The organism is Pedobacter sp. R-06 (assembly GCF_049913135.1).
In the GTDB taxonomy this organism is placed as follows: Bacteria; Bacteroidota; Bacteroidia; order Sphingobacteriales; family Sphingobacteriaceae; genus Pedobacter.
On record NZ_CP183977.1, the window covers coordinates 5,517,931 to 5,541,537 of the forward strand.

Consider the following 23,607-nt stretch of genomic DNA (forward strand, 5'->3'; position numbering starts at 1 on the left):
ACAAAGCCCTTATTGTTTTTCCCCTTACCATACCTAGAGCGATAAACGGCTTAAAGTTTCCCTGGTAACACCCAAATAGGAAGCAATAAGGGTTTTCGAAATCCTCTTTTGTAACGATGGGTATTGATTGCGCCATTGTTTGTAACGCTCGCCCGCATTATTACTCAATAGCGCCAATACCCGTTTTTGCAAAGCCATGTTTCCTGTGGTGTACTTTTTCCTAAAAAAGTATTCCATTTTCCGGGAAGAAGCACAAAGTTTTTCCTTGTTCTCAAAAGAGATAGAAAGGGTTTCGGTATCTTCAATACAATCTACATTTAAGGTTGCCGGCATTCCGGTGTTAAAAGCGTTCGGGTCTGAGAACCACCACTCTTCCATAGCAAGCTGTAAAATGTATTCTTTGCCTTCATGGTCGGTATAAGAAGATTTTACAATTCCTTTCAGTACAAAATGTTCGCAACTGGCTGCGTCACCTGCCTGAATAATATATTGATGTTTTTTATATTTCCGCCTGGTAAAAAAAGATTCGGCATATTGAAATTCTTCATCTGTTAAACAAACAATCTGATCAATATGTGCCCTTAAAAAATTTGTTTCCATGTTTCTGATACAACAGCACAAATGTACTGTTTATTGAAGATTTATAAACCTAAGACAATTGCCCTTATCCGATGAACGTGATAATAATCACATTAAAATAGTGATCTATGTCCTTTCCAAAAGTTGATGCTTGCTTTAAGTTTGCAATACACAAACACACAAAACCAACCGCCAACACACAAATGAAACTTAAATTACTAACCGCCATGGCCATACTGGCGATATTAAACACACAAAAATCAGCTGCCCAGAGCCTTGCCAAAATGAACTGGTTTAACGAACCTGAAAAGTGGGAAATCAAGGATAAAAACACATTTAGCTTTTTTGTTCCTGCCAAAACAGATTACTGGCGGATCTCGCATTATGGCTTTACCGTGGATGATGCCCCATTTTATTATGCCACTTATGGTGGTGAATTTGAGGTAAAAGTAAAAATTACCGGCAACTATGTAACCACCTTCGATCAGATGGGTATTATGCTCCGGATTAATGAAAACGAATGGATTAAGGCGGGAGTAGAATTTGTAAATGGCAAACAAAATGTAAGTGCAGTGGTTACGCATAAAACAAGTGACTGGAGCGTAGTAGAATTGGCACAGGCACCAGCATCTATCTGGATGAAAGCCGTTAGAAAACTTGATGCGGTAGAGATTTTTTACTCGCTGGATGATAAAAAATACACCATGATCCGTACGTGTTATTTTAAGGATAATGCTCCTGTAATGGTGGGCCTTGTGGCTGCCTGTCCTGATGGCAAGGGCTTTAACGCCACATTTGAAAATTTCAAGGTTACACCCACGCCAGATCAGCGCAGGTTAGATTGGGCAAAAAAACAGCAGAATTAATATTTTTTTAAAGTGGTCGTCATTTCGACCGTAGCGGAGAAATCTATGATTAAGTGTAGCGCACAGATCTCCATTTCGCTTTGCTCCATTCGATAGCTATCGGATCGGGATGACGATTTTTCTAGGGACTCAGATTAATAACTTGTTATAATGAAATCTTCGCTAAAGCTTCAACCAAATCCTGAAAACCAGGCCTGTTTAGTGGCGATTCGACCAAACAAGCATCTCTTAGGGCAGTCAAAGTATTCGAGCATGCACTGCTTACCCTTCCGTTTTTTAAAGAAAGTAAATCATCGAGCAGGTAACCATAAGCACTAACTTCTATCCGCTCCAGTGCAAAGGCAAGCGCGTTATCAGCCTGATCATAAAAACTTGCAGCACCAAAATCGCCGAACAAAGTACTGCCCTCATCATCAATCAGGATATTGTGTGCATATAAATCGCCATGCATAATCCCGGCCTCATGCAATTGTGCCGCTAAAGAGGCAATGGTTTTGGCAATACTCAACAGCTGTTTTTCTGACAGTTGCATGCCTTCAGGGAAAACATCCCTCGTGCAGCTTTCTAAACTCGGCGGATTGCCCAGGTTATAAAAATGATGAGGAATGAGGTCCATCACCAGTCCTTTTTTATCCTCTGGGTGCAGGGCAATCTGCCCGATCAAATTAACCAGTCCGGGATGGTAACCCGCAGCAATGTAGGCTGTCATTTCATCTTCCGGCAAGCCATCGCTGGTTACATTACCCTTAAATATTTTAACGGCTACCTCCTGGGTTTCATCACCAATAGTCCGGTTTGCTTTTGAAATAATACCCGATGCGCCTTCACCCAATAAATGGTTAATCTCTAAATCATGCCAATTAATTAACGAAAGTGTTTCTACAGCAGGTGTTTTACTAAAGTTGTTGCCCGAAAATGCAATCCACGAAAGTTTAGGCATCTTAGCCATCCATTGTGGCAGCTCATGCAGTTTATTAGCCGCAATCCGCAGTAACGATAAATTTTGGCAATGACTTAATTCCTCGGGTAATTGCACCAAGCGGTTACCCGATAACATCAGCTTTTGCATCCGCGCACACTGCCCAATCTCTTTTGGTAATTCGGCAATGTTATTGTTTGTTAAAATCAACCAGCGGAGATTAGGATTCAGCGATTTTGCAGGTACCGTTTTAATCTGGTTAGATTTAAAACCTGCAATATCCAACAAAGGGCAGTCGGCCAGCTGCTCGGGCATAACCGTGAAAAGGTTTTCTGAACAGAAGAAAATCTTCAGTTTCTTTAAACGTCCAAAATCTGCCGGCAATGCACTTAATTTATTAAAAGATAAATCCAGCACTTCCAAAGTATCGGCCAACCCGAATATTTCATTTGGAAACTCGGTTAGGTTTTCAGAAAGTTTTAACGATACTGCTCCTTTAAGCTCGCCGCTTTGTAGTGCTAACAGGTTTTGCATAGGTATACTGGTTTAATAATCTGGAACGAAGATATAGCTGGCCCCTAGTAGAATAAGCATAAATTTCTTTTTTTATTGTAAATAATTGCAGGAGCGGAACCGCGCTGCTTGTTATCTATTTTCCGAAAAGAAATGAATCTTACATGTATGGGTTGATTTGGTGATGCTGCAAAGGTAAGAAATTTTTACTTTTTGCAAAAGGTGGGTGGCGTGGATTGGTTAATTAGCCTTTAGTCCGAAGCCGGTAGTGAAGGATCTTTTTAATTTGAACCATGTAAGACATAGGTGGCTCATATAAGCTCAAGAGTCTTATATTTTCTTACATTTCTTATATGGTGATAATGCAATATACTTTAAAACTCTCGCCTGCACGGGAATGACGACTGCTTTTTACACCCAACTCTGCGACCTTTGCGCCTTACCTTTGTGCACTTTGCGGTTAAAAAACAGAAAAGATAGATGAGGGAGTTTAGTCCGAAGTCTGGGGATCAAAGATTGAGTGGTGAAAATTAGTGTTTTAATCTCCCCAATTGTCATCCTGAAAGCATTGAAGGATCTTTTTCCGATGTTACACCTAATTAGTAAAGATCCTTCGTTACACTCAGGATGGCAATTTTGTGATCTTCTACCCCTGCCTCTATATTAGCGATAGCGCTTTATAGATTTTATCTATATCAATTTTTATTTGCATTAGAAATTTAATCGCATATATTTACAAAAAACTTTAGGGGTGCCTACGTGCTGAGAAATACCCTTTGAACCTGATGCAGTTAGTACTGCCGAAGGGAAAAGTGAAGGCAATCTTACATTGCTGTCTTTTCGATCTCCATTTTGGGGCAATCTCTATAGTTTTTCCAATTTTTTAGCATATGGAAGTAACTATAAACAATCAAAACTATCTGCTCAACGAGGCCTGTTCCATCGAACAGATGCTTGCTGCTGTTATTTCAACAGAAACAAATGGCCTTGCCATTGCCGTAAACCAAACCATTATTCCCAAATCAGACTGGGCAACCCATGTATTAAATCCAGCCGATCAGATTATACTCATCAAAGCCACTCAAGGCGGATAAAACAGCTACCAATATGAAACAAGAAAAAACTCCGAATCAAGAGGTGATCAGCCGCAGTCCATTCCCGGCCTCACGCAAGATCTTTGTACCTGGAAAAATCCACGATATCCAGGTGGCCATGCGCGAAATCAGTTTATCGGAAACCAAAATCCATAACGGCTTTGGATTAACCGAACCTAATCCGCCTGTAACGGTTTACGATACCAGCGGACCATATACCGATCCTAATGCTGTTATTGATGTAAAAAAAGGCTTGCCACGGCTAAGGGAACAGTGGATTAAAGACAGGCTGGATGTGGTAGAACTCCCTCAACTATCTTCTGCTTACGGGCAACAGCGCCTGGCTGATGAAAAGCTTGATGCCTTACGCTTTAACTTCACCAACAAACCTTACAAAGCAAAAGCCGGCGCCAATGTATCTCAAATGCATTATGCAAAAAAAGGCATCATTACGGCCGAAATGGAATATATCGCCATTAGGGAAAACCAGCAGATCGAACTGTTAAATGCGCAATTGGGCGATCAGTACGATGTAATGAACCACCAGCACCAGGGCAATAGCTTTGGCGCAAATACACCAAAAGGCTACATTACACCCGAATTTGTAAGGGCAGAGGTAGCAGCCGGCAGGGCGGTAATCCCCTGCAATATCAATCACCCCGAACTAGAGCCCATGATTATTGGCCGAAACTTTCTGGTGAAAATTAACGCCAATATCGGTAACTCGGCCGTAACCTCTACCATCGAAGAAGAAGTAGAAAAAGCCGTTTGGGCCTGCCGTTGGGGGGCCGATACCATTATGGATTTATCAACAGGGAAAAATATCCACGAAACCCGCGAATGGATTATCCGCAATTCGCCTGTGCCCATTGGTACCGTTCCTATTTATCAGGCTCTGGAAAAAGTAAATGGAAAAGCCGAAGACCTCACCTGGGAAATCTTCCGCGATACGTTGATTGAGCAGGCCGAACAGGGCGTAGATTATTTTACCATCCATGCTGGTGTACTGCTCCGTTATGTGCCTTTAACTGCTAAAAGGATTACAGGCATTGTTTCGCGTGGCGGATCCATTATGGCCAAATGGTGCCTGGCCCACCACAAAGAAAACTTTCTGTATACCCATTTTGAGGAGATCTGCGAAATTATGAAGGCATATGATGTGGCTTTTTCGTTAGGCGATGGCTTAAGGCCTGGCTGTATTGCCGATGCAAATGATGCCGCACAGTTTTCAGAGCTCGAAACCCTTGGCGAACTCACCAAAATAGCCTGGAAACACGATGTACAAACGATTATAGAAGGCCCTGGCCATGTACCCATGCACCTGATCAAGGCCAATATGGAAAAACAGCTCGAACATTGCGGCGAGGCGCCATTTTATACTTTAGGCCCTTTAACGATCGATATTGCACCAGGTTACGACCACATTACCTCGGCCATTGGTGCAGCCATGATCGGCTGGTTTGGCACAGCGATGCTCTGTTATGTAACCCCGAAAGAACATTTAGGCCTGCCAAATAAAAAAGATGTTAAAGACGGTGTAATTACCTATAAAATTGCCGCCCATGCAGCCGATTTGGCCAAAGGCCACCCAGGTGCACAATATCGTGATAATGCTTTAAGTAAGGCTAGGTTCGAATTTAGATGGGAAGATCAGTTTAACCTCTCGCTCGATCCCGATACGGCAAAAGAGTTTCATGATGAAACCTTACCTGCAGAGGGTGCCAAGATTGCACATTTCTGTTCCATGTGCGGACCAAATTTCTGTTCAATGAAAATTACGCAGGATGTGCGGGAGTATGCTGCAAAACAGGGCGTAGAAGCAGAAGAGGCTTTAGCGCAGGGCATGCAGGAAAAATCGAAAGAGTTTACCCAAAAAGGAAGCGAAATTTATTCTTAAACCGCTATGGAACTGATTGTAATCGCCAAACCGACAATTTTTAAAGAAGAATGTCATCTTGTAAATCAGCTTTTCGAAGCCGGTTTACAGGTTTTCCATTTGCGTAAGGAAAATGCCGATGAGGCCGGGTACCGCAAAATTGTGGAAGGGATTTTGCCTGAATATCATCCCCGCATTGCTTTACACCATTTCCATGCGCTGGCCAACGATTATAACATGAATAGAATCCACCATACCGAAAGTTTCAGAAAAAACTTATCGACGAACATAATGCCTAAAAACCAGATATTAAGCACATCCATCCACCAATTATCGGCTATTGATGCTATTGCAACCTATCACTACAGTTTTTACGGACCAGTGTTCAACAGCCTTTCCAAGCCTGGTTATTTAGGGATTATCCCGCCGGGTTTTCGGCTAAACAAGTATAACAGCAATACAAAATTAATCGCTTTGGGCGGCATTGGCCTCAACCAGATCGATCAGGTAAAAGAAATGAATTTCGATGGCGTTGCACTATTGGGCAGTATCTGGAACGATCCCGCTCAGGCTTTAATCAATTTTAAAAAAGCACAGCAACATTGCCTGGCGCACCATCAAGCACTTTAAAAACATCAATATGATTCAGTCCCTACAATATATCTCGCAAGCACCTAAAACAGGTACCCATATCGATGCCATTGAGCAGGTGCTCCAAGCTGGCGGAAAGTGGATCCAGCTCCGCATTAAAAACCAGGCCGAAGCCGAAATCCTGCCTTTTGCAAAAGCCGCACAAGCCTTATGCGAAAAATATGGCGCCAAGCTCATCGTAAACGATTTTCCGCATCTGGCTAAAGCAGTGGGCAGTTATGGTGTACACCTGGGCCTGCAGGATATGCCCATTCTCGAAGCCAGGAGAATTATCGGCAAACACCAGATCATCGGAGGTACAGCGAATACTTTCGAACATATACAGCAAAGGGTATCCGAAGGTGCTGATTATATCGGTTTGGGTCCATTCAGGTTTACCCGCACCAAAGAAAACCTGAGCCCGGTTGTGGGTTTAGCAGGTTACTACCAATTAATGGAAAAAGTAAGAACAGCCGGAATCAATATCCCGATTATTGCCATAGGTGGCATTGAAGCAGCTGATATTCCGGCTATACTCGAAACCGGAATTTACGGAATTGCCATCTCGGCAGCGCTCACCAACCAAACACAAACAGCTGCGGTTCTTGAAGAAATCAACAGCAAGTTCAGTATTCATTCGATTTAAAAATTACAGATATGTTAACCATAGCAGATCAAACCTTTAGCTCCCGCCTCTTTACCGGTACCGGAAAATTCAGTTCCGCTAAAGAGATGGAAAGTGCCTTAATTGCCTCGGCCTCCGAACTGGTTACCGTAGCGCTTAAACGTGTAGACTTAAAAGGCAAGGACGACGATATCCTCCATCACCTTAAATATCCGCACATTAATTTATTGCCTAATACTTCTGGTGTGCGCAATGCAAAAGAAGCCGTTTTTGCCGCTCAGCTGGCACGCGAGGCCTTAGAAACCAACTGGATCAAACTGGAGATCCACCCGGATCCAAAATACCTCATGCCAGATCCGATCGAAACCTTAAAAGCCACTGAAGAACTGGTTAAACTTGGTTTTGTGGTTTTGCCTTATATCCATGCCGACCCGGTTTTATGTAAACGTTTGGAAGATGTGGGCACAGCGGCCGTAATGCCTTTGGGCTCCCCCATTGGTAGCAACAAAGGGTTACGCACCATCGACTTTTTGGAGATTATCATCAGTCAGAGCAGGGTTCCGGTCATTATCGATGCCGGGATAGGTGCACCATCTGATGCGGCAAAAGCCATGGAAATTGGTGCTGATGCCGTTTTAGTGAACACCGCCATTGCCATAGCTAAAGATCCAACCAACATGGCCATTGCCTTTAAAATGGCTGTAGAAGCCGGCAGAATGGCTTTCGAATCTAAATTAGCCGCGCAAACACACTATGCTGCAGCAAGCAGCCCACTAACCGCATTTTTAGATGAAGAGTTTTAACGAGGTATTCGAATCCTACAACTGGGACGATACCAAGGCCAGCATTTACGATAAAACGGCTGCAGATGTAGAGCGGGCATTGAATAATACACAGCGTGAACTGGAAGATTTTAAAGCGCTTATTTCTCCCGCAGCGTTACCTTACCTCGAAGATATGGCGCAGATCAGTCAGCGATTAACTTTAGACCGTTTCGGCCGGGTAATACAAATGTATATACCGCTTTACCTCTCTAACGAATGCAATAACATCTGTACCTATTGTGGTTTCAGTTATGATAACAAGGTAAGGCGGAGAACACTCAACCCAATGGAAATTATGCAGGAAGTGGCCGTAATTAAGGGTATGGGCTACGATCATGTGCTGCTGGTAACAGGCGAAGCCAACCAAAGTGTACACACCGATTATTTTAAAAAAGTATTAGACCTCATCAGTCCACATTTTGCCCATATATCCATGGAGGTGCAGCCTTTGGATGTAGCCGACTATGAAACCCTCATTCCACACGGGCTAAATACGGTTTTGGTTTACCAGGAAACCTACCACCAGGATGATTACCGCAAACACCATCCAAAAGGCAAAAAATCAAACTTTCTGTACCGCTTAGAAACGCCCGACCGCCTGGGGCAGGCAGGGATCCATAAAATGGGGCTTGGCGTATTAATCGGACTGGAAGACTGGCGTACAGATTCATTTTTTACGGCCCTGCACCTCTCTTACCTCGAAAAACAATACTGGCAAAGTAAATTCAGTATTTCTTTCCCCAGGCTGCGGCCTTTTAGCGGTGGTTTAGAACCTAAAGTGGTCATGAACGATAAGGAATTGGTACAGCTGATCTGCGCTTACCGCTTATTCAACAGTGAAGTAGAACTGTCTATCTCTACCCGCGAAACCATGGCTTTCCGCAACCAGGTGATTAAGTTGGGCATTACCGCGATTAGTGCAGGTTCTAAAACCAATCCCGGTGGTTACCAGGTAGAACCTCAATCACTGGAACAGTTCGAAATATCAGACGAACGTTCAGCACAGGAAATTGCGGCCATGATCAGAAAACAGGGTTACGATCCTATTTGGAAAGATTGGGATATGAGTTTGATCCAAAAATCATGTTAGTAAAAGAAGAACTGAACCGTTACAACAGGCAAATGATCCTGCCCGAACTGGGCCTCGCCGGGCAGGAAAAGCTAAAAGCCTCCAAAATATTGGTTATCGGCGCAGGCGGTTTGGGCTGCCCGGTATTGCAGTATCTGGCCGCAGCAGGTGTAGGAACAATCGGGATTGTAGATGATGATGTGGTAGAATTGAGTAACCTGCACCGGCAGATTTTATATAACCATACTGATATTGGGCAACCTAAGGCAAAAATTGCCGCTGCAAAACTCCAATTACTTAATCCACATGTGGTTTTCAGTACCTATCACGAACGTTTTAGGGCTGATAATGCGGCAAACATTTGCCAGGATTACGACCTGGTGATCGATTGCTCGGATAATTTTACAACCCGTTACTTAGTGAACGATACCTGTGTGGCTTTAGGAAAAATACTCATTTTTGGCTCAATTTTACAGTTCGAAGGCCAGGTTGCCGTATTTAACCACCAGGGTGGAGCAAACTACAGAGACCTTTATCCAGCTCCACCAACTGAAAATGTAAACTGTGCAGAAGGTGGGGTAATTGGCATTTTACCCGGCATAATAGGCCTGTACATGGCCAATGAAGCCTTAAAATTAATCTGTGGCATTGGCGAAACTTTAGCCGGAAAACTAATGACTATCGATGCATTGAACAATACCGTATTGGTATTTAAAATTGCCGCAAAAAAACCAGCTGATACCACAAAACCAGCGCCAGCCAAAACTGGTAAAGCCATACCGGAAATTGATAAAACCACATTGGATAGCTGGCTGGAAACCCATGCTGATGAAGTTTTTTTAATTGATGTACGCGAAAGTTACGAACATGAAGATGGCAATATTGGAGGAATCAACCTTCCGCTGTACGAACTAACGGAGTCACTTACCCTTATCCCAAAGCACAAAAAAGTAGTATGTTATTGCCAAACCGGGCAAAGAAGCAAAATGGCGATGCAGTTGTTGGCAGGGCTTTACGAAGGAGAGGTATATAGTTTGAAGGAAGGAATTTAGTTCATTAGTTATTGGTTCATTTTGTTAACTGGTTAATTGTTTAAATCGGTTAACTGTGAGTTGATTGAGCGCATTCCGTCATACTGAACTTGTTTTACAAGTAGAAATATTATTTTCAATTGTCTTGTAGCTACTACGTGGTCAGTAGTTATCATGTTACCTGCAAAAATTCCGAAAAGCATCACTCGTCATTTAACCACAGAGGGCCCAGAGAGCAGGCACAAAGACTGCAGAGTTGGATGGAAAAAGCAGCCGTCATTCCCGCGCCGGCAGAACCATGCAGTGCTCAGCGAAGCTAATCTTAAAGTATACTATTTAAGGAATATAAGCAAATATAAGACACTTGAGCTTATATGGATCTTATATTTCTTACATGGTTCGAATCAAAAAAACCTTCCAGGAGATAAATCTATGCGGGTTAGATTTCTCGACTGCGTTGCACTCCGCTCGAAATGACGACACTCCGAACCTCAGGATGGCGCTGTGCCAGGAATAATGCATTGACTTACTCCAGACTGCCCACTCCAGACTAAAAATTCTACGTTTCCTTTGCAAAGCCAAAAATTGTCTCGGTAATTTGTATCTTGCTTTTCTAAATTAACCAATACTCGAGGGTGATGCTTGACCTTTTTTTAACAGATCTTATCCAAACCGGACAGGTAACCGTGCCTAACCAGATTGTAGATTTTGATGCTTATACCTCAGATCGGGCAATTATATTATTAGAGGAGTATTACTGGGCAGATGCCTTAACTATGCCATATACTGCCCCACGTTTTGACCCTGAAGCAGCGTTATGGGCAGCGAAATATATTTTCAGCACCATACAATTGGTTCTGCTCAGAGATATCGGCGAAGAAAAATTAAATCAATTACTAGTCGATTACAATGGCCAATATACACCCGAAGCGGTGTATTCAGCAGATTTGATGCTGCGTTTCCTGCCCGATATTTTCAGGTTCGCAAGCGGCCTGTCGCCAGAAGATCCATTAATTTACAAATTAAAAGCAATAGCCCGGCTTTGGCCCTTTTCGAGCATAGGGATAGCTGATATAAACGTAACTATAGGAGACAAAATACCCGATCACCCTTCGCTTAGGGTAGCCTATATTGATCGGCTCATATTGAAAAAGGATATGGGCAGGATCAATAGCAAACATGAATTAAAATTAGTGAAAGAAGCCTTGGGTGCATACCAGGCAAAACTATGGCCTGGTTTAAACCTGATCCTTAACGAAGAAACAATATGAACGAAACCCAGTTAGCCACGCATTTAACCATCGATAAGCTGAAGCAGGTACTACAGCATTTAAAAAAGGTTTTTGTTGGCAAAGATGAAATTATCGACCTTATGGGCATTTGCCTGGTGGGCAGGGAGAACCTTTTCATTTTAGGCCCTCCGGGAACCGCAAAAAGTGCAACCGTACGCGAACTTTCCAAATTGATAGATGGACAGACGTTTGAGTACCTGCTTACCCGTTTTACAGAGCCAAACGAACTTTTCGGCCCTTTTGATATCCGCAAGCTCAGAGAAGGAGACCTGGTAACCAACACAGCGGGTATGCTTCCGGAAGCATCGCTCATCTTTTTAGACGAACTTTTAAATGCAAACAGCGCCATATTAAATAGTTTGTTAATGGTGTTGAACGAGCGGATTTTCAGGCGTGGAAGAGAAACCCGTAAGCTACCTGCACTAATGGTAATAGGCGCCAGTAATCACCTGCCCGAAGACGAAGCCCTGCAAGCGCTTTTCGACCGCTTTCTCATCCGTGTAAAATCAGATAATGTTGATCCACAAGAACTAGATGCAGTATTAAACGCAGGCTGGGTGCTCGAACAGCATAATGGAAGTGATAAACCTGCTATCTCGGTAGCCGAAATTGCCAGTTTACAGGAGCTTACTGCAAAAGTAGACCTTCAGGAAGTCAGACCTGCCTATATCGAACTGATCCATAAAATGCGTAATGCCGGACTACAGGTTTCCGATCGCCGGGCTGTAAAATTGCAGCGGATGATTGCCGCAAGCGCATTGATCTGCAAACGAAATAAAGCCATCCCTTCTGATCTTTGGATATTAAAGCACATTTGGGATACAGAAGAACAGCGCGAAATTATCGCCAATATTGTTAATGTTATCATCGCTACCGATATTTCTGAAAACCAGCACCCCAGGGTAAAAGAAAACACCAAACCTGATGCAGAAGAAATTTATAAAGAGGTACAGCATTTAACCGAGCAATGGGCATTGCCCGAAATTGCAATGGCAGAAAGATCATCAATTAAAGACCGATTGGTACACCTGAACAACCGCTGCGAGTGGATTGGAAACGAAGCGCAGCGCAAATATGTACAGGAGCCGATAGATCTGCTTTGGAAACAGATTATGCAGTCTGCATGAACATGAAGGTACTGGTTTTAGAACGCAAATACCAAGATCAGATTGGTAATATCAGGGCGGTTGAGGGCTGGAGTGCCTGCAGGCAGGATGAGCTGATCTGGCTGAAGGGACCTTTGGATAATAAACACAACCAGGTATTGATCGATTCTCTCCCTATTTTGGCCAGCTATAAACTCGATGGGCAAAACCGTCTTTTCCCGGATGGAAAGTTAACCCCCGTTGCCCTGCTCGAGGTTGTGGAATGGAAAACATTGCCTGAATTTATGCCTTTAGAAATGCCTGTATCGGCAATTCCGGCACAACAGGCACCGCTAATGCCTGTAAACCTGCTGCGCAGCCAAAACCCTTACCCTGCATATGCCCTGCAAACCAATTTTGCGGCATGGAAAAAGTATGTGGATGGCGCTCCACAGATCCGTTTGCAGAAGCTAAAATTTGTGGTATCAACAGCGCAAGAAGTACTTATTATTGGCGATCCGCTTCCGCCAATACCTGGCAAAACTTTTTGGCTAAATGGAAATCTGCTTGTCCCGGCCGGATACAATTTTGACCCACCATTTTTAGGCAATCTGCTTAACCAAAAACTTAAACCAATTATACCCTCATATATTCTTTTTAACGAAAGCGGCAGGCAAAATACCATCGCAATTGATCTTTTTAAACCCGCTGACCGAGCAGTGATAAGACAGGTTTCATTTTAACATATGGCTTACTCCTCACAAAATACCGTCGACTATTTTAGGGCCTATCAAAATTATTTTTGGAGGTGGGCAGCGCGCGGACAGGTAATCGAATTTGCCAACCAAAAAACCATCTGCTACCGTGAAGACTTATCCAATATTTTAAAAGACCTTCCTAAAACTACCTCGCTTTCTTTAGGCACTATTCTTTTGATTTTGTGCGCTTGTAAAGATGATTGGGAAACCCTTTATAAGGCCAAACAAACGTTGTTCGATATCCGCTACAGCAGTACGGATGCCAGTAGCGTTATTGAGGATCCAGACCAGGGGCTAAAAACACAGGCCTACCAGTTTTTATGCATCGTTAACCAATTGCCGCATCAATACCGTTCAGAAATGAACAGGGTATTACTGCTCCAGTCTATTTTTGATGCATTAAACGTTAAGGGATACCATATGGGACTCTTGCCCATATTAAAGGAATTTAACAGCGGCGAAATGGACGAGGATATTTTTGGCGAACAGGCAGTGCTTAAACAAACAAACTTGGTTCAGGATCTCGCGCCATTGGCGGACGCCCTCGCTATTTTCGAAGATGTAGAAAGCTTAGTACTTAAACAGCGTACCAGCCTTATAGCGTTGCCTAAGCCCATTGATATTCCTCAGCCTGAACCTGTAGGCAAAGACCTTTTGGCCGAACTGGAAAACGATAAAAAAACGAATACGGTTAGCCAGCTGGCCAGAAGGATTATGGCTGCCTTAAGTATCCCGATGTACCTGAACAGCAATAACGAACAAAGTTTGGGCGGGATTTCTGATATCGCCAACAAAGGCACTTACGATAAACTGTTGCTGAGCGAACTCGCTCAAGACGATCTTCTGCTCACCGCCCGGCTGGCCAGTAATGAAGCCCTTTTTCTAAAACGCGAAACAGCACCTAACCATCAGGTGCAGCAGTTGGGCATAATTATCGATTCTACCTTAAAAATGTGGGGATCTGCACGGGTATTCGCTGTTGCAGCCGCTTTGGCGTTTAGGGAAAGTAAAGAAAAAAACCAACAGTTAAAAGTATGGCTGTTGGGCGGAAAAGACCTCAGTATAACAGCGCTCGAAACCAAAAAAGATACGGAGGCCTTACTCGAAAAAATGGATCCGGCACTGCACTGCGGCGAACCGCTGGTTAAGGCTTTCGCAACACATGCCGAAAAAAATGGCAGGTATATATTCATCACCTCTTCCCATTTTTTAAAAGATGCAACTGTTGCACCTTATTTTTTAAAAATCAGAAATCAGTTAAATTACCTGATCACCATATCTGCCAGCGGACACCTGCAGATGTTCCAAATCAGTAAAAATCAATCTAAACTGATCAGAGAGGCACATATCGATTTGTCCGATCTTGTAAGCCACGGCTATCAGAAAAAGGTTAAACGTATTAACCAGGCTGATCTGCCTGCTGCACTGAACGAACCTGAATTTCCACTTTATTACCCTACTTCAAAGATCAGGATGAGCGAAAATGATCTTTATGTGTTAAAAAACGATGGCATAATTGCTGTTACAATTGATTTACGTTTGCTTTATTGGCCAAAAAAAGCTTTTGGTGCTAAAGAACTGGCCGGGCAGTTAACCCGTGGAAAATATTGTTTTGGCGAGATGGAAGATACCCTTTTTATGCTCCTTTTGCCTGATAACAGCAAAGAACTACAGCTATACAAGATCGATACAGCGGCATATGATTATAGCTTAACTGAAATATCCATTTCGCATAAAGGCATAAGTGATATTCAGTTTATCGCTCCCTATTTTTATCTTAAGCACAAATATAAACTCATCATGATAGACCCCCGAAACGGAAACATTATCCCTTCCAACGAGGGCGATAGTGAAAGGGTAAAAAGCCGTGGTAGTGACTCCCGGATTTTTCAGCTCCGGATAAAAAAGCACCTGAATAATGGATATAGCACCATTAATACTGTAAAAAAGATTTACATCCATACCTTAGGGAGGATTATTGCTGATAAGAAAGAATTTTTGCTCATCAACAATGAGTTCCATTGGAAAGATAAAGCGGCGGATGTGGAGTGGCTAAACGCCAAATCACAGCAAATTTTAAAAGTAGAACATTTATCAAACATTAGGTTTACCAAATTTAGCTGGTCAAACGGAAGTTCGGCCATTATGGATTCGAGGGGAAAATTACACCTTAAAAGCAGTAAGCCTAATATTCCGGAGATTTGCATCATTATGGTGGTTGGCAAGCCAACGGCTTGCTGGAGTGCCGACGGGTACTTAAGTGGTGCATTCTATTTCACAAAAGTTCGGGGCAGCCAGTACCTGGAACCGCATGTATTTTATAAAAAATATATTCAGGCTTTTATAGATGGACTAAAATAATATGAAACTTCAACTCCGCTATCAGGCAAAATCTACTCATGCCACCTGGGGGGCTTATTTACCAGGCAGCCCCGCCGATTGGTTTGCAGAAATGGCCAACTGGTCTGTAGATTTTTTATCCATCAAGGCCTATCTTGTGCCCGAAAGTGTGGCACAGAACAATTGTATCGGGTTGTTTGTGGTTTTTGGAGCCGCTATTCCAAAAAGCGATCAGATCCGATATCCCTATACCCAGGTAACCGAGGGCTTTTTCATTCCTGTAAATGCCAAACTTTTCCCCGAACTGCGCAATAGCGAACTAAGTGCAGCAAAACTATGGGATGTACAGTTTTTTCATCCCAATATAGGCCTCGTTGGATTTGAACAACAGGATAGTTACCAGTTGGCAGATCTGATTGAAATACCAGAAACAGTGGCAAAGCCCTGGCTCCACAATTTGCCTTTAGCACCCGTTCTTCCGCAGCTCCGCTCGGTAATGATCGAACCACTACAAACCACCGATGCCATTGATGATTTAAAGGCATTGATTAATACACAGCCACTATCCGATATCCCAAAAACAGAAGAAGATCAAAAGCATAGCAATAAATGGAGCAACATTTTAAAACCGCTAAGCAACCTGGGGCTTTGGGTTTTGTTAGGCTTTGCTTTTATCGGTAAATTTCTGCTCCAAATCATTGCCTTTCTGGCTCCTAAACAGGCCGCTTCCATGGCCAATATACAAACCCCTAGTTTTCTGCAACAATTAGATGCCTGGATCAATCAAAAAATGGCCTCCATCGAAAAACAGCGGGACAGTGAACTCAATAGATTGGTGGAGCTATTTGATAAAGATAAAGATGCTGCTTTACAGTATGCCATCCCATTAAATAGTGCATACCTGAATCGTGGCACCGCAGCACCATCTGGCAAATTAAGCAGGCAAAGTTTAAACCTGAATTTTAAGAATTTTGGCAATGGACTAGCTGCCGATGTATGGGATCTGGGCAGTTATAGATGGGAACTTCAGCAACGTTACGAAAAAACGGCCACACAGGCCGTAATAGATCGCGATTTTAAAAAGGCAGCCTATGTTTATGCCCACCTCCTGGGCGATCTTGACAGAGCAGCAAGAACCTTACGTGAAGGCAAACATTATCGCGAAGCTGCGGCAATTTATAAAGACCACCTTAACAATAAAAATCTGGCAGCCGAGTGTTTAGAAAAAGGCGGGCTTTTAAACGAAGCCATAAATTTATATGTAGACCTGGCCAATTACGAGAAAGTTGGCGATCTGTATGTGCAAATGGGACAACAGCAGCAGGCACTAAAATATTATGAAGATGTAGTGCTGCAATCGCTGGGCGCCAGAGATCATTTAAAGGCTGCAAGCATTATCGAACTCAAAATTGGAGACCCTAAAAGAAGTGAAGCAGTGTTACTTAGCGGCTGGCACAACAACAACCAGGCAGAACAATGTTTAAAACATTATTTCGAAATTAGGGTGCAAAACGGAATACCTTTAAATAAAACAGTTAAGGCCTTTTATACAGAACAGCTAAGCAAGGGCAAAAACACCGTTTTTTTAAGGGTACTTGCCAATGTTGCCGAAAACAGTGAAGATGAAAGCTTTCGCGAAACAGCTTTAAACATCTGTTACGAAATTGTAAGCCAACAAACTACGGCGGGCGATTTTAGTGCGTTAAAAATGATGGATCGGTTCATGCGCCAAGATCCAATGATCGTTCAGGATGTAAACCGTTATGCCATTAACCATTATAAAGAGATTAAACAGCAGCAGGCTGATCGTTATATTCAACTGGACCGTGAAATAAAGTGGGTTGATTTCTGTAGTTTCCACGATCAGCTGATCGGCATTGGCATCAAAAATGAAACCCTGCAGCTGCTCCGCATGAAGTGGGAAGACTGTATGGATTATTTATACCTGTTTAAAGCCAATGTTGACGATTATTATGCTTTAATAGCCGATGCAGGCATATCGAACCGCATTTTAATCAGTGGGGATGCCGTTCCAAGTGAACACCGCAAATTACCTGAAACCCACAATTTCGAAAGGGAAATCGTTCTTTCTCAAATCTGTTGGTTAGGCCAAAATATGGCTGCCGCAATCGAATCTACCGACCAAAAAACGCTTTCTGTTCTTCTAACGCATGGTGAAGACATTCGGTTAAACAGGTACACGGTAACAGGGCAGCCATTAACTTCTGTTGTTTGTACCTGGGATAAATCGTCGATTGATGCCTATCAGATTTTTTCGAACAAGAACAAAATGTACTGGCGAAAAGACCACCTGTATTTTATCGGGAGCGATATGTTGGTGCGTACAGCTGATACCGGAATACTCGAAATGTTATTTTTCGAATCGCCCATTATCAACTTTTCGGTAAGCAGTGTGCATACTGCACTAAAAATAGCCGTATTAACAACCGATGGCTGCCTGGTTGTTAGCCCTACGCTAAAAGAAATGCCCATCAGTATCCCGCTTTTCGCGGCAGACTTAAGTGCGCATGGTATACAGATACTTCCAGACAATCACCTTGTTGTAGCCAACAGCGAAAAAGCACGGGTATACGATATCAGCGGAAAAAAAGCACAGCTACTTTTTGAGGTCATAACCGATCATGATATTATACGCATTTTTAATGTTCCTAAACGGCATCATTTCGGTTTACTCGAGGCCGATAACCGGATTTCGGTACACATTATCGATATAGAAGAATAATTGAATGAGGTTAATTGTAGGCCAAACGCCTGTCTGGCCCCATCATCACTTCCCATCTTTTTAACCACAAAATACACAGAGAGAAGGCACAAAAACCACAGCGTGTGATGATAAATAATGAAGTTGATGTGGTGGTAAAAGCGGCCGTCATTCCCGCGCAGGCGGAACCTTAAACTCAATGCATTACCATATAAGGAATTTAAGAAAATATAAGGCCTCAAGCTTATAATGAACCTTATATGTCTTATATGGTTAATCAAAAAGATCCTTCACTTCAACCACCCTTAATACAAGCGCTACCACTAACAGATACTAAAAAGTTCGTCATCCGATAGCTAGCTATCAGATGCGGGGAAGAATCCCGAATGTTCGGGAAAGCAATCTTACATCTATCGGTTATAGCAACCGCACTAATTACGCCATAGTACCCGGCTTGGGACTAAAATCCCATCTTCTCCGCGCTTTAAATCGCTTTCATTTCATGCGATAGTTATCTGATCAGGATAACAAATCACTAATAATCAACTTCCAGCTAACCTTCTCTTTTTAGAAAAAATTGAATAGTTTAGCAATTGATAAATTAACGGAATCTCAAATGCTCAAAGAGTGCTCCACGCATGAAAAAACACCTTAAATATATTGATGGCAGCTCAGATAAATTCTGGCAGATTGAAGTACTGAACAATTGTTATACCGTTACTTACGGCCGAAATGGAACCAGTGGTACTTCGCAGACCAAAACTTTTGATGATAACCAACAGTGTTTAAAAGCCGCTGAAAAACTGCTGAGCGAAAAAACAAAAAAGGGCTATTCTGAAACAGGCGAGGTGGTTACTAACCAGACTATAAAAACAGCTAAAAAAGATGGCAATAAAGATGTAGCAGAAATATTAAATGCTTACGATGCCATTCTGAAAGAGAAAAACCTTGCCGCACTTTTACCCTTTCTGCAAGAAAATGCCAAAGGAAATATAGAGGTACTTAAAAAGCACATTAAGGCAAAAAAACGTTATTGGATGGCGTTCGTAGATCTCTCCAACGAGCCACAATTTAAAACAGGAAACTATAGCTGGGGTACCAGGGGCGATGAAAAATTAAGGGAGATAATCACCCTTACCGCAATCGGCATATTGAGCAAAACGGATATCATGTCCTGGGATGAGGTCTTCGATTTATTGGCCAAGGCGAAACAAAGAAACTCTATTTTAGCGGTCCTTCAATGGGCAAAACCCGATTGGATCAACGAATTTATTCTCGATAAAATAAAAAAGAGCGAGTGGCGAAGTTTTAGTTACCAAACCCTAAGGTTTCTCGAAAGCCATGCTTTAATTACCGTACAGCCCGAGCTTTATGCTTTATGTTTAGCAAATGCCAATGAGTGGGTAACCAAGGTGAAACCAAGAGATTTTATCCAATATATTGTAAACGATGAACTAGCCTATACACGCGATGTGCCCAATTTATACCTTTACGAAACCGGGATACAGAATAATCACTTCAGAGATAGCGATAGCCAGGCCTATAACGAATTTTCTATATGGGAAATTATTTATAACACCTTACTCCAGGAAGGCAAATTAGACCGCCAGCAGTTTATAGAACAGGCCATTTTAATCCAAACCAAAGCATGGAATAATAACCTTAAATCTTTCTATCGTAAAAGATTAACAGATTTAAATCCTGGCGCAGCCGAACTTATTGTTTATCAGGAATATATTTTTGCCTGTTTACAATATGCTTTTGCACCGGTTGTTAATGCAGCAATAGAGTTGGTTAAACAGATTTATGAAGAGAAAAAGTTTAACGTAAATTCTTTTCTTGATTGGCTTGAACCTTTGATGATGAGCAACGATAATAAAACTGCCATCAAAAATATTTTACCGGTTTTAGAAAAGCTAAATAAATCGCAGCCTAAGCTAAATAAAAAGATAACCGCGCTTATTGCTGATGTGTATGTAGTGCCCGATCTTAACCTGCAGGAAAGGGCAAGTAAACTGCTTTTAAAAATTGCCTCACCAAAAGATGCAGTCTTACGCGATAAATTATCGGGCTATACTTCGCTAATGCTGGGAAATGTCCGCTCGGGTTTAAGCAGCTTACTGGCCGCAGAAGATCTTCTTCCGGCAGTTGATGAATTAGCAACCTATCATTACGAACCTAAGCAAGAACAGGTTTTACTGGAACCGATCGTATTGCCAAAAGATTGGAACGAGGTACTTTATCTGTTCGGTAAATTTATCTCATCAGAAGAAATTACCGATGGAGAAATCTTATTGAACGCCTACATTAACCAAAGGCATTTGTTTCCGGCCGATTATGCCAAACAGCTGGCCCCTTATGGCAAACAAGTAGAAAAGAAATACTTTGAGAGTGTCCATAAAAATTACATCGGCACATTTCTGCGCGAAAAAATAAAAAGTATCGATTACGTTTTTACCATAGAACAAAGTACCTATCACAAAATAAAAACGCTGCTGCTCATCAGGCCTTATTTAGATATCGTACAAAAAAGAATGGCCAGCAATATCAATTTGCCCATGCTCTCTTTTCCCAGCCATTATCCATATTGGGTGGCACCAAAAGTGCTTTTAGAAAGGCTAATTGCCTACCAGGAAAATGGGGCAGAAATTAACCCGCTCGATTTAACCATCGCCATTGGCCGTATGCCACGAGAGCAGGTAGAAGAAGCCATCCCTTTATTGGGCAGGCTTACCGGACCGCTTAAAGCCTTAATGGCCTTCTGTCTCGGCACCACCAAAGAGATTGTTGTTAAATCAGACGGTATTTTTAATAAACTCTTAAATAAAATCAATAGCCCGGCAGATGTAAATTTTAAAAGTGTATGGGCTGTAGCGGCCCGCACCTACTATCCTGACGAAACCTTTACCGAATTTAGCAATACCTACCTTAGCGATTACCCCATGGCTGTTTCTCCTTTTAAACCCGAAATCAGCATTAAGGAAAAATGGAATGAATACATGAACTATCAGACCAAAAAAATGGAAAAATCTCCATCCTGGTACGCCATCGAATTCGATTCTCCCGCCTATGTAAACACACCAGGTTATTTCCTTTTTGGCTTAGACCTTTACGGCCGGAAAAACAGTTGGGAGTATATGATAAGCGGAGAGGGCAATATCAATTACTGGAACAGCCTGATGCCGCAAAATGCTGATGCATTAAGCTGGTTTATGCTCCGTTCTTCTTGCATCCATGCCAGCGGTGGGGTATCAGAACTGAAAGGTTTTCTCCATGTAACCAACAGTACAGGGTTCCGTTTTTCCGATATCTCGATGCTCGTTTTTGCCTGCATGTTTTTTATGGATAAAAAAGAAGTGCGTTTAATGGCATCAGAAGTTTTGATCAACCTGATCGAAAAACGAAGTATAAACCTCGATCTGCTTGCGGTTAAACTAGCTTATCTGGCATCGAATAAATATGGTGCATTTTTACGCCTGGTAGAAAGTATCGGTGCCTTAAAAGATGTTTCTGCATTGCATAATTCCGCTTTTCTAAAATTGCTCGAATCCTTATTTAAACACCTGGTAATTAACGATAAACTTCCTGTTAATTTTAAAAAACTGGTAGAACATTACATCGATGTCCTCTTCAAAACCAATCAAAACCCTTCGGCAGCAGCAATTGCTTTTTTCGAAAAATGGAAAGATAATGCCTCCCTTAAAAGTTTAATTAAACAAATCATCAAAGCCTAACATGACCGATCTCCAATATCACTATAGCGGTGTTTCTACCTTTACCAAAACAAAAGGCATAAACAGCCTGGTTTTGGCTCATCAAACCGAAATAGAAACTGTAAACAATATCCCCTGTTTTTTTTGGGGCAACTTAACCGATCCTTATATAACCGCTAAATGCTGGAGTACCATTGCCAAAGTAGTACGCTCCAGCTTCGGACCAATTCCGCCAAGTTTACGCGATCCTATTGTTACTGCAGGCACCGAACGCATCAGGTTCGAAGGTTTTTCTTCCTGCAACGGGGTCTATGTCCGCTTAGATATGAAACCCGAATCTATCGACGGAGAATTTATAGCCAGTGGCACTACCAATGTCGATTTTAACGACCCCATGCTTAATGCCTTAAACAGCATTCAAAAAAACGAAAAAGTAACCCTGGCCGTTGGTCAGCAAGATGTACAGATAATTACCACCAAAACTAAGGTAGTAGAAAAAAAAGTAACCTTACCCACACGCTGGATTAAAGGTTTAACCAGCGTACAGCTTTACCTGGCCGATATGGACCTCCGGTTCGAGCTGAACAAAATACAAACCATACAGCTTTTTCAAAACCTGCCAAAAGGCGCCATTAAAGGCGATTTCTTTATTGCGAAAAGAGCAGGCAAATTTATGTTCTCTACCATTGCCACGGCCGATGCCGTTCGTGTGGGTGGCTTACACCGTCTCCGTTTATTAGATGGTATTTTAGCCATTGCCGATAAAGTTTTCATTTACGAATCGGCCGATAAACAAACCGTTGCCTTTGTATATGAGTTTGGCAAAATGCAGTTGCTGATGGCTTTCTCCCCAGACGCCTACAGGGGCTTTTCCGGCGAAGGTAAAGCATTAGATCAAATGACCGAAAACCTTCCGGCAGAATGGATATATGGCTTAAACAGCTTACTTAAAGCCAACGAAAACTTTGATCCTACTTTACTTTCCATTGAACACGATATCGATTTCGGCACCATGAATCAGCTCACCTCCAGTTTATCCGCTATCGGTTTACTGGGTTATGATGTGATGGGAAGAAGCCATTTTTACCGCCAGCTTCCATTTAAAACCGAACGCATTTTGAGCTTAAACCCCCGGCTTAAAAATGCCAAAAAACTGATCGATGAGCAACAGGTTAAAATGGTTAAAAAGGAAAACGATTATATAGAAGCCGAAGTTAAAGGCACAGGCGTACTACACAAGGTAGTAATCGATAAACAAGGCTACCGCTGTACCTGCGAGTGGTTTACCGCTTATCAGGGCAAAAGAGGTATTTGCAAACATATTCTGGCCGTAAAGATGGTTGCAGGATAGTTAGGATAATTGGTTCATTAGTCATTGGTTCACTTTGTTAACTGGTTAATTGTTTAAGTCGGTTAACTGTGAGCTGATTGAGCGCATTCAGTCATACTAAACTTGTTTTACAAGTAGAAATATTATTTTCAATTGTCTTGTAGCTACTACGTGGTCAGTAGCGATCATGCTACCTGCAAAAATTCCGAAAAGCATCACTCGTCATTTAACTACAGAGGGCCCGGAGAGCAGGCACAAAGGCCGCAGAGTTGAGCAGAAAAATAGCGCCATTAAGCTTATATGACCTTCTATGTCTTATATGGTTCAAATTAAAAACACCT

The 23,607-nt window shown here is 42.3% G+C and carries 17 protein-coding genes and 1 riboswitch; of the genes, 15 read left to right on the plus strand and 2 right to left on the minus strand.

Annotated elements, in window-relative coordinates:
- Window positions 1-33: 33 nt before the first annotated feature.
- Window positions 34-600: a Crp/Fnr family transcriptional regulator gene (locus ACN9MR_RS22335; protein WP_426326740.1), complete on the minus strand. Its 567-nt coding sequence runs from the start codon at window positions 598-600 to the stop codon at window positions 34-36.
- Between the two features lie 182 nt (window positions 601-782).
- On the opposite strand from ACN9MR_RS22335, the gene ACN9MR_RS22340 reads away from it, so the two are divergent.
- A complete protein-coding gene (locus tag ACN9MR_RS22340; RefSeq protein ID WP_426326741.1) occupies window positions 783-1,445 on the plus strand; it encodes a DUF1349 domain-containing protein in 663 nt (220 codons plus the stop codon).
- Window positions 1,446-1,590: 145 nt separating this feature from the next.
- Here the strand turns inward: ACN9MR_RS22340 and ACN9MR_RS22345 are convergent, their stop codons facing one another.
- Window positions 1,591-2,898: a leucine-rich repeat-containing protein kinase family protein gene (locus ACN9MR_RS22345; RefSeq protein ID WP_426326742.1), complete on the minus strand. Its 1,308-nt coding sequence runs from the start codon at window positions 2,896-2,898 to the stop codon at window positions 1,591-1,593.
- Window positions 2,899-3,614: 716 nt separating this feature from the next.
- Window positions 3,615-3,703: riboswitch (TPP riboswitch) on the plus strand.
- A gap of 64 nt (window positions 3,704-3,767) precedes the next feature.
- Between ACN9MR_RS22345 and thiS the strand changes: the two genes are divergently transcribed.
- From thiS to ACN9MR_RS22415, 14 genes are all read left to right on the plus strand, one after another.
- Entirely contained in the window at window positions 3,768-3,971 is a 204-nt protein-coding gene (gene thiS, locus ACN9MR_RS22350) for a sulfur carrier protein ThiS (protein ID WP_426326743.1), read from the plus strand.
- 13 nt (window positions 3,972-3,984) lie between these two features.
- A complete protein-coding gene (thiC, locus tag ACN9MR_RS22355) occupies window positions 3,985-5,868 on the plus strand; it encodes a phosphomethylpyrimidine synthase ThiC (protein ID WP_426326744.1) in 1,884 nt (627 codons plus the stop codon).
- A gap of 6 nt (window positions 5,869-5,874) precedes the next feature.
- Window positions 5,875-6,477, plus strand: a complete 603-nt coding sequence (locus tag ACN9MR_RS22360) for a thiamine phosphate synthase (protein WP_426326745.1) — start codon at window positions 5,875-5,877, stop codon at window positions 6,475-6,477.
- Between the two features lie 10 nt (window positions 6,478-6,487).
- Window positions 6,488-7,123 carry a thiamine phosphate synthase gene (locus ACN9MR_RS22365; RefSeq protein ID WP_426326746.1) on the plus strand — a complete coding sequence of 212 codons (636 nt, stop codon included), beginning with the start codon at window positions 6,488-6,490 and terminating at the stop codon, window positions 7,121-7,123.
- A gap of 11 nt (window positions 7,124-7,134) precedes the next feature.
- Window positions 7,135-7,905 carry a thiazole synthase gene (locus tag ACN9MR_RS22370; RefSeq protein WP_426326747.1) on the plus strand — a complete coding sequence of 257 codons (771 nt, stop codon included), beginning with the start codon at window positions 7,135-7,137 and terminating at the stop codon, window positions 7,903-7,905.
- Complete coding sequence (gene thiH, locus ACN9MR_RS22375; RefSeq protein WP_426326748.1) at window positions 7,892-9,016, plus strand: 2-iminoacetate synthase ThiH; 1,125 nt, start codon at window positions 7,892-7,894, stop codon at window positions 9,014-9,016. The genes ACN9MR_RS22370 and thiH overlap by 14 nt, the downstream gene beginning before the upstream one ends.
- On the plus strand, window positions 9,010-10,047 hold the full coding sequence (gene moeB, locus ACN9MR_RS22380) for a molybdopterin-synthase adenylyltransferase MoeB (RefSeq protein ID WP_426326749.1): 1,038 nt from the start codon (window positions 9,010-9,012) through the stop codon (window positions 10,045-10,047). The genes thiH and moeB overlap by 7 nt, the downstream gene beginning before the upstream one ends.
- Window positions 10,048-10,664: 617 nt before the next feature.
- Window positions 10,665-11,297 carry a hypothetical protein gene (locus tag ACN9MR_RS22385; protein WP_426326750.1) on the plus strand — a complete coding sequence of 211 codons (633 nt, stop codon included), beginning with the start codon at window positions 10,665-10,667 and terminating at the stop codon, window positions 11,295-11,297.
- Window positions 11,294-12,445: an AAA family ATPase gene (locus ACN9MR_RS22390; RefSeq protein WP_426326751.1), complete on the plus strand. Its 1,152-nt coding sequence runs from the start codon at window positions 11,294-11,296 to the stop codon at window positions 12,443-12,445. The genes ACN9MR_RS22385 and ACN9MR_RS22390 overlap by 4 nt, the downstream gene beginning before the upstream one ends.
- On the plus strand, window positions 12,442-13,146 hold the full coding sequence (locus tag ACN9MR_RS22395; RefSeq protein WP_426326752.1) for a hypothetical protein: 705 nt from the start codon (window positions 12,442-12,444) through the stop codon (window positions 13,144-13,146). Before ACN9MR_RS22390 ends, ACN9MR_RS22395 begins: the two co-directional genes overlap by 4 nt.
- A gap of 3 nt (window positions 13,147-13,149) precedes the next feature.
- Window positions 13,150-15,522 (plus strand): hypothetical protein, encoded by a 2,373-nt coding sequence (locus ACN9MR_RS22400; protein WP_426326753.1) that lies wholly within the window; start codon window positions 13,150-13,152, stop codon window positions 15,520-15,522.
- 1 nt (window position 15,523) lies between these two features.
- The gene (locus tag ACN9MR_RS22405) at window positions 15,524-18,244 is read left to right on the plus strand and encodes a hypothetical protein (RefSeq protein WP_426326754.1); all 2,721 of its coding nucleotides are present in this window, start codon (window positions 15,524-15,526) and stop codon (window positions 18,242-18,244) included.
- Window positions 18,245-18,861: 617 nt separating this feature from the next.
- Window positions 18,862-21,957, plus strand: a complete 3,096-nt coding sequence (locus ACN9MR_RS22410; protein ID WP_426326755.1) for a DUF6493 family protein — start codon at window positions 18,862-18,864, stop codon at window positions 21,955-21,957.
- A 1-nt stretch (window position 21,958) separates the two neighbouring features.
- The gene (locus ACN9MR_RS22415; RefSeq protein ID WP_426326756.1) at window positions 21,959-23,287 is read left to right on the plus strand and encodes an SWIM zinc finger family protein; all 1,329 of its coding nucleotides are present in this window, start codon (window positions 21,959-21,961) and stop codon (window positions 23,285-23,287) included.
- Window positions 23,288-23,607: the final 320 nt, after the last annotated feature.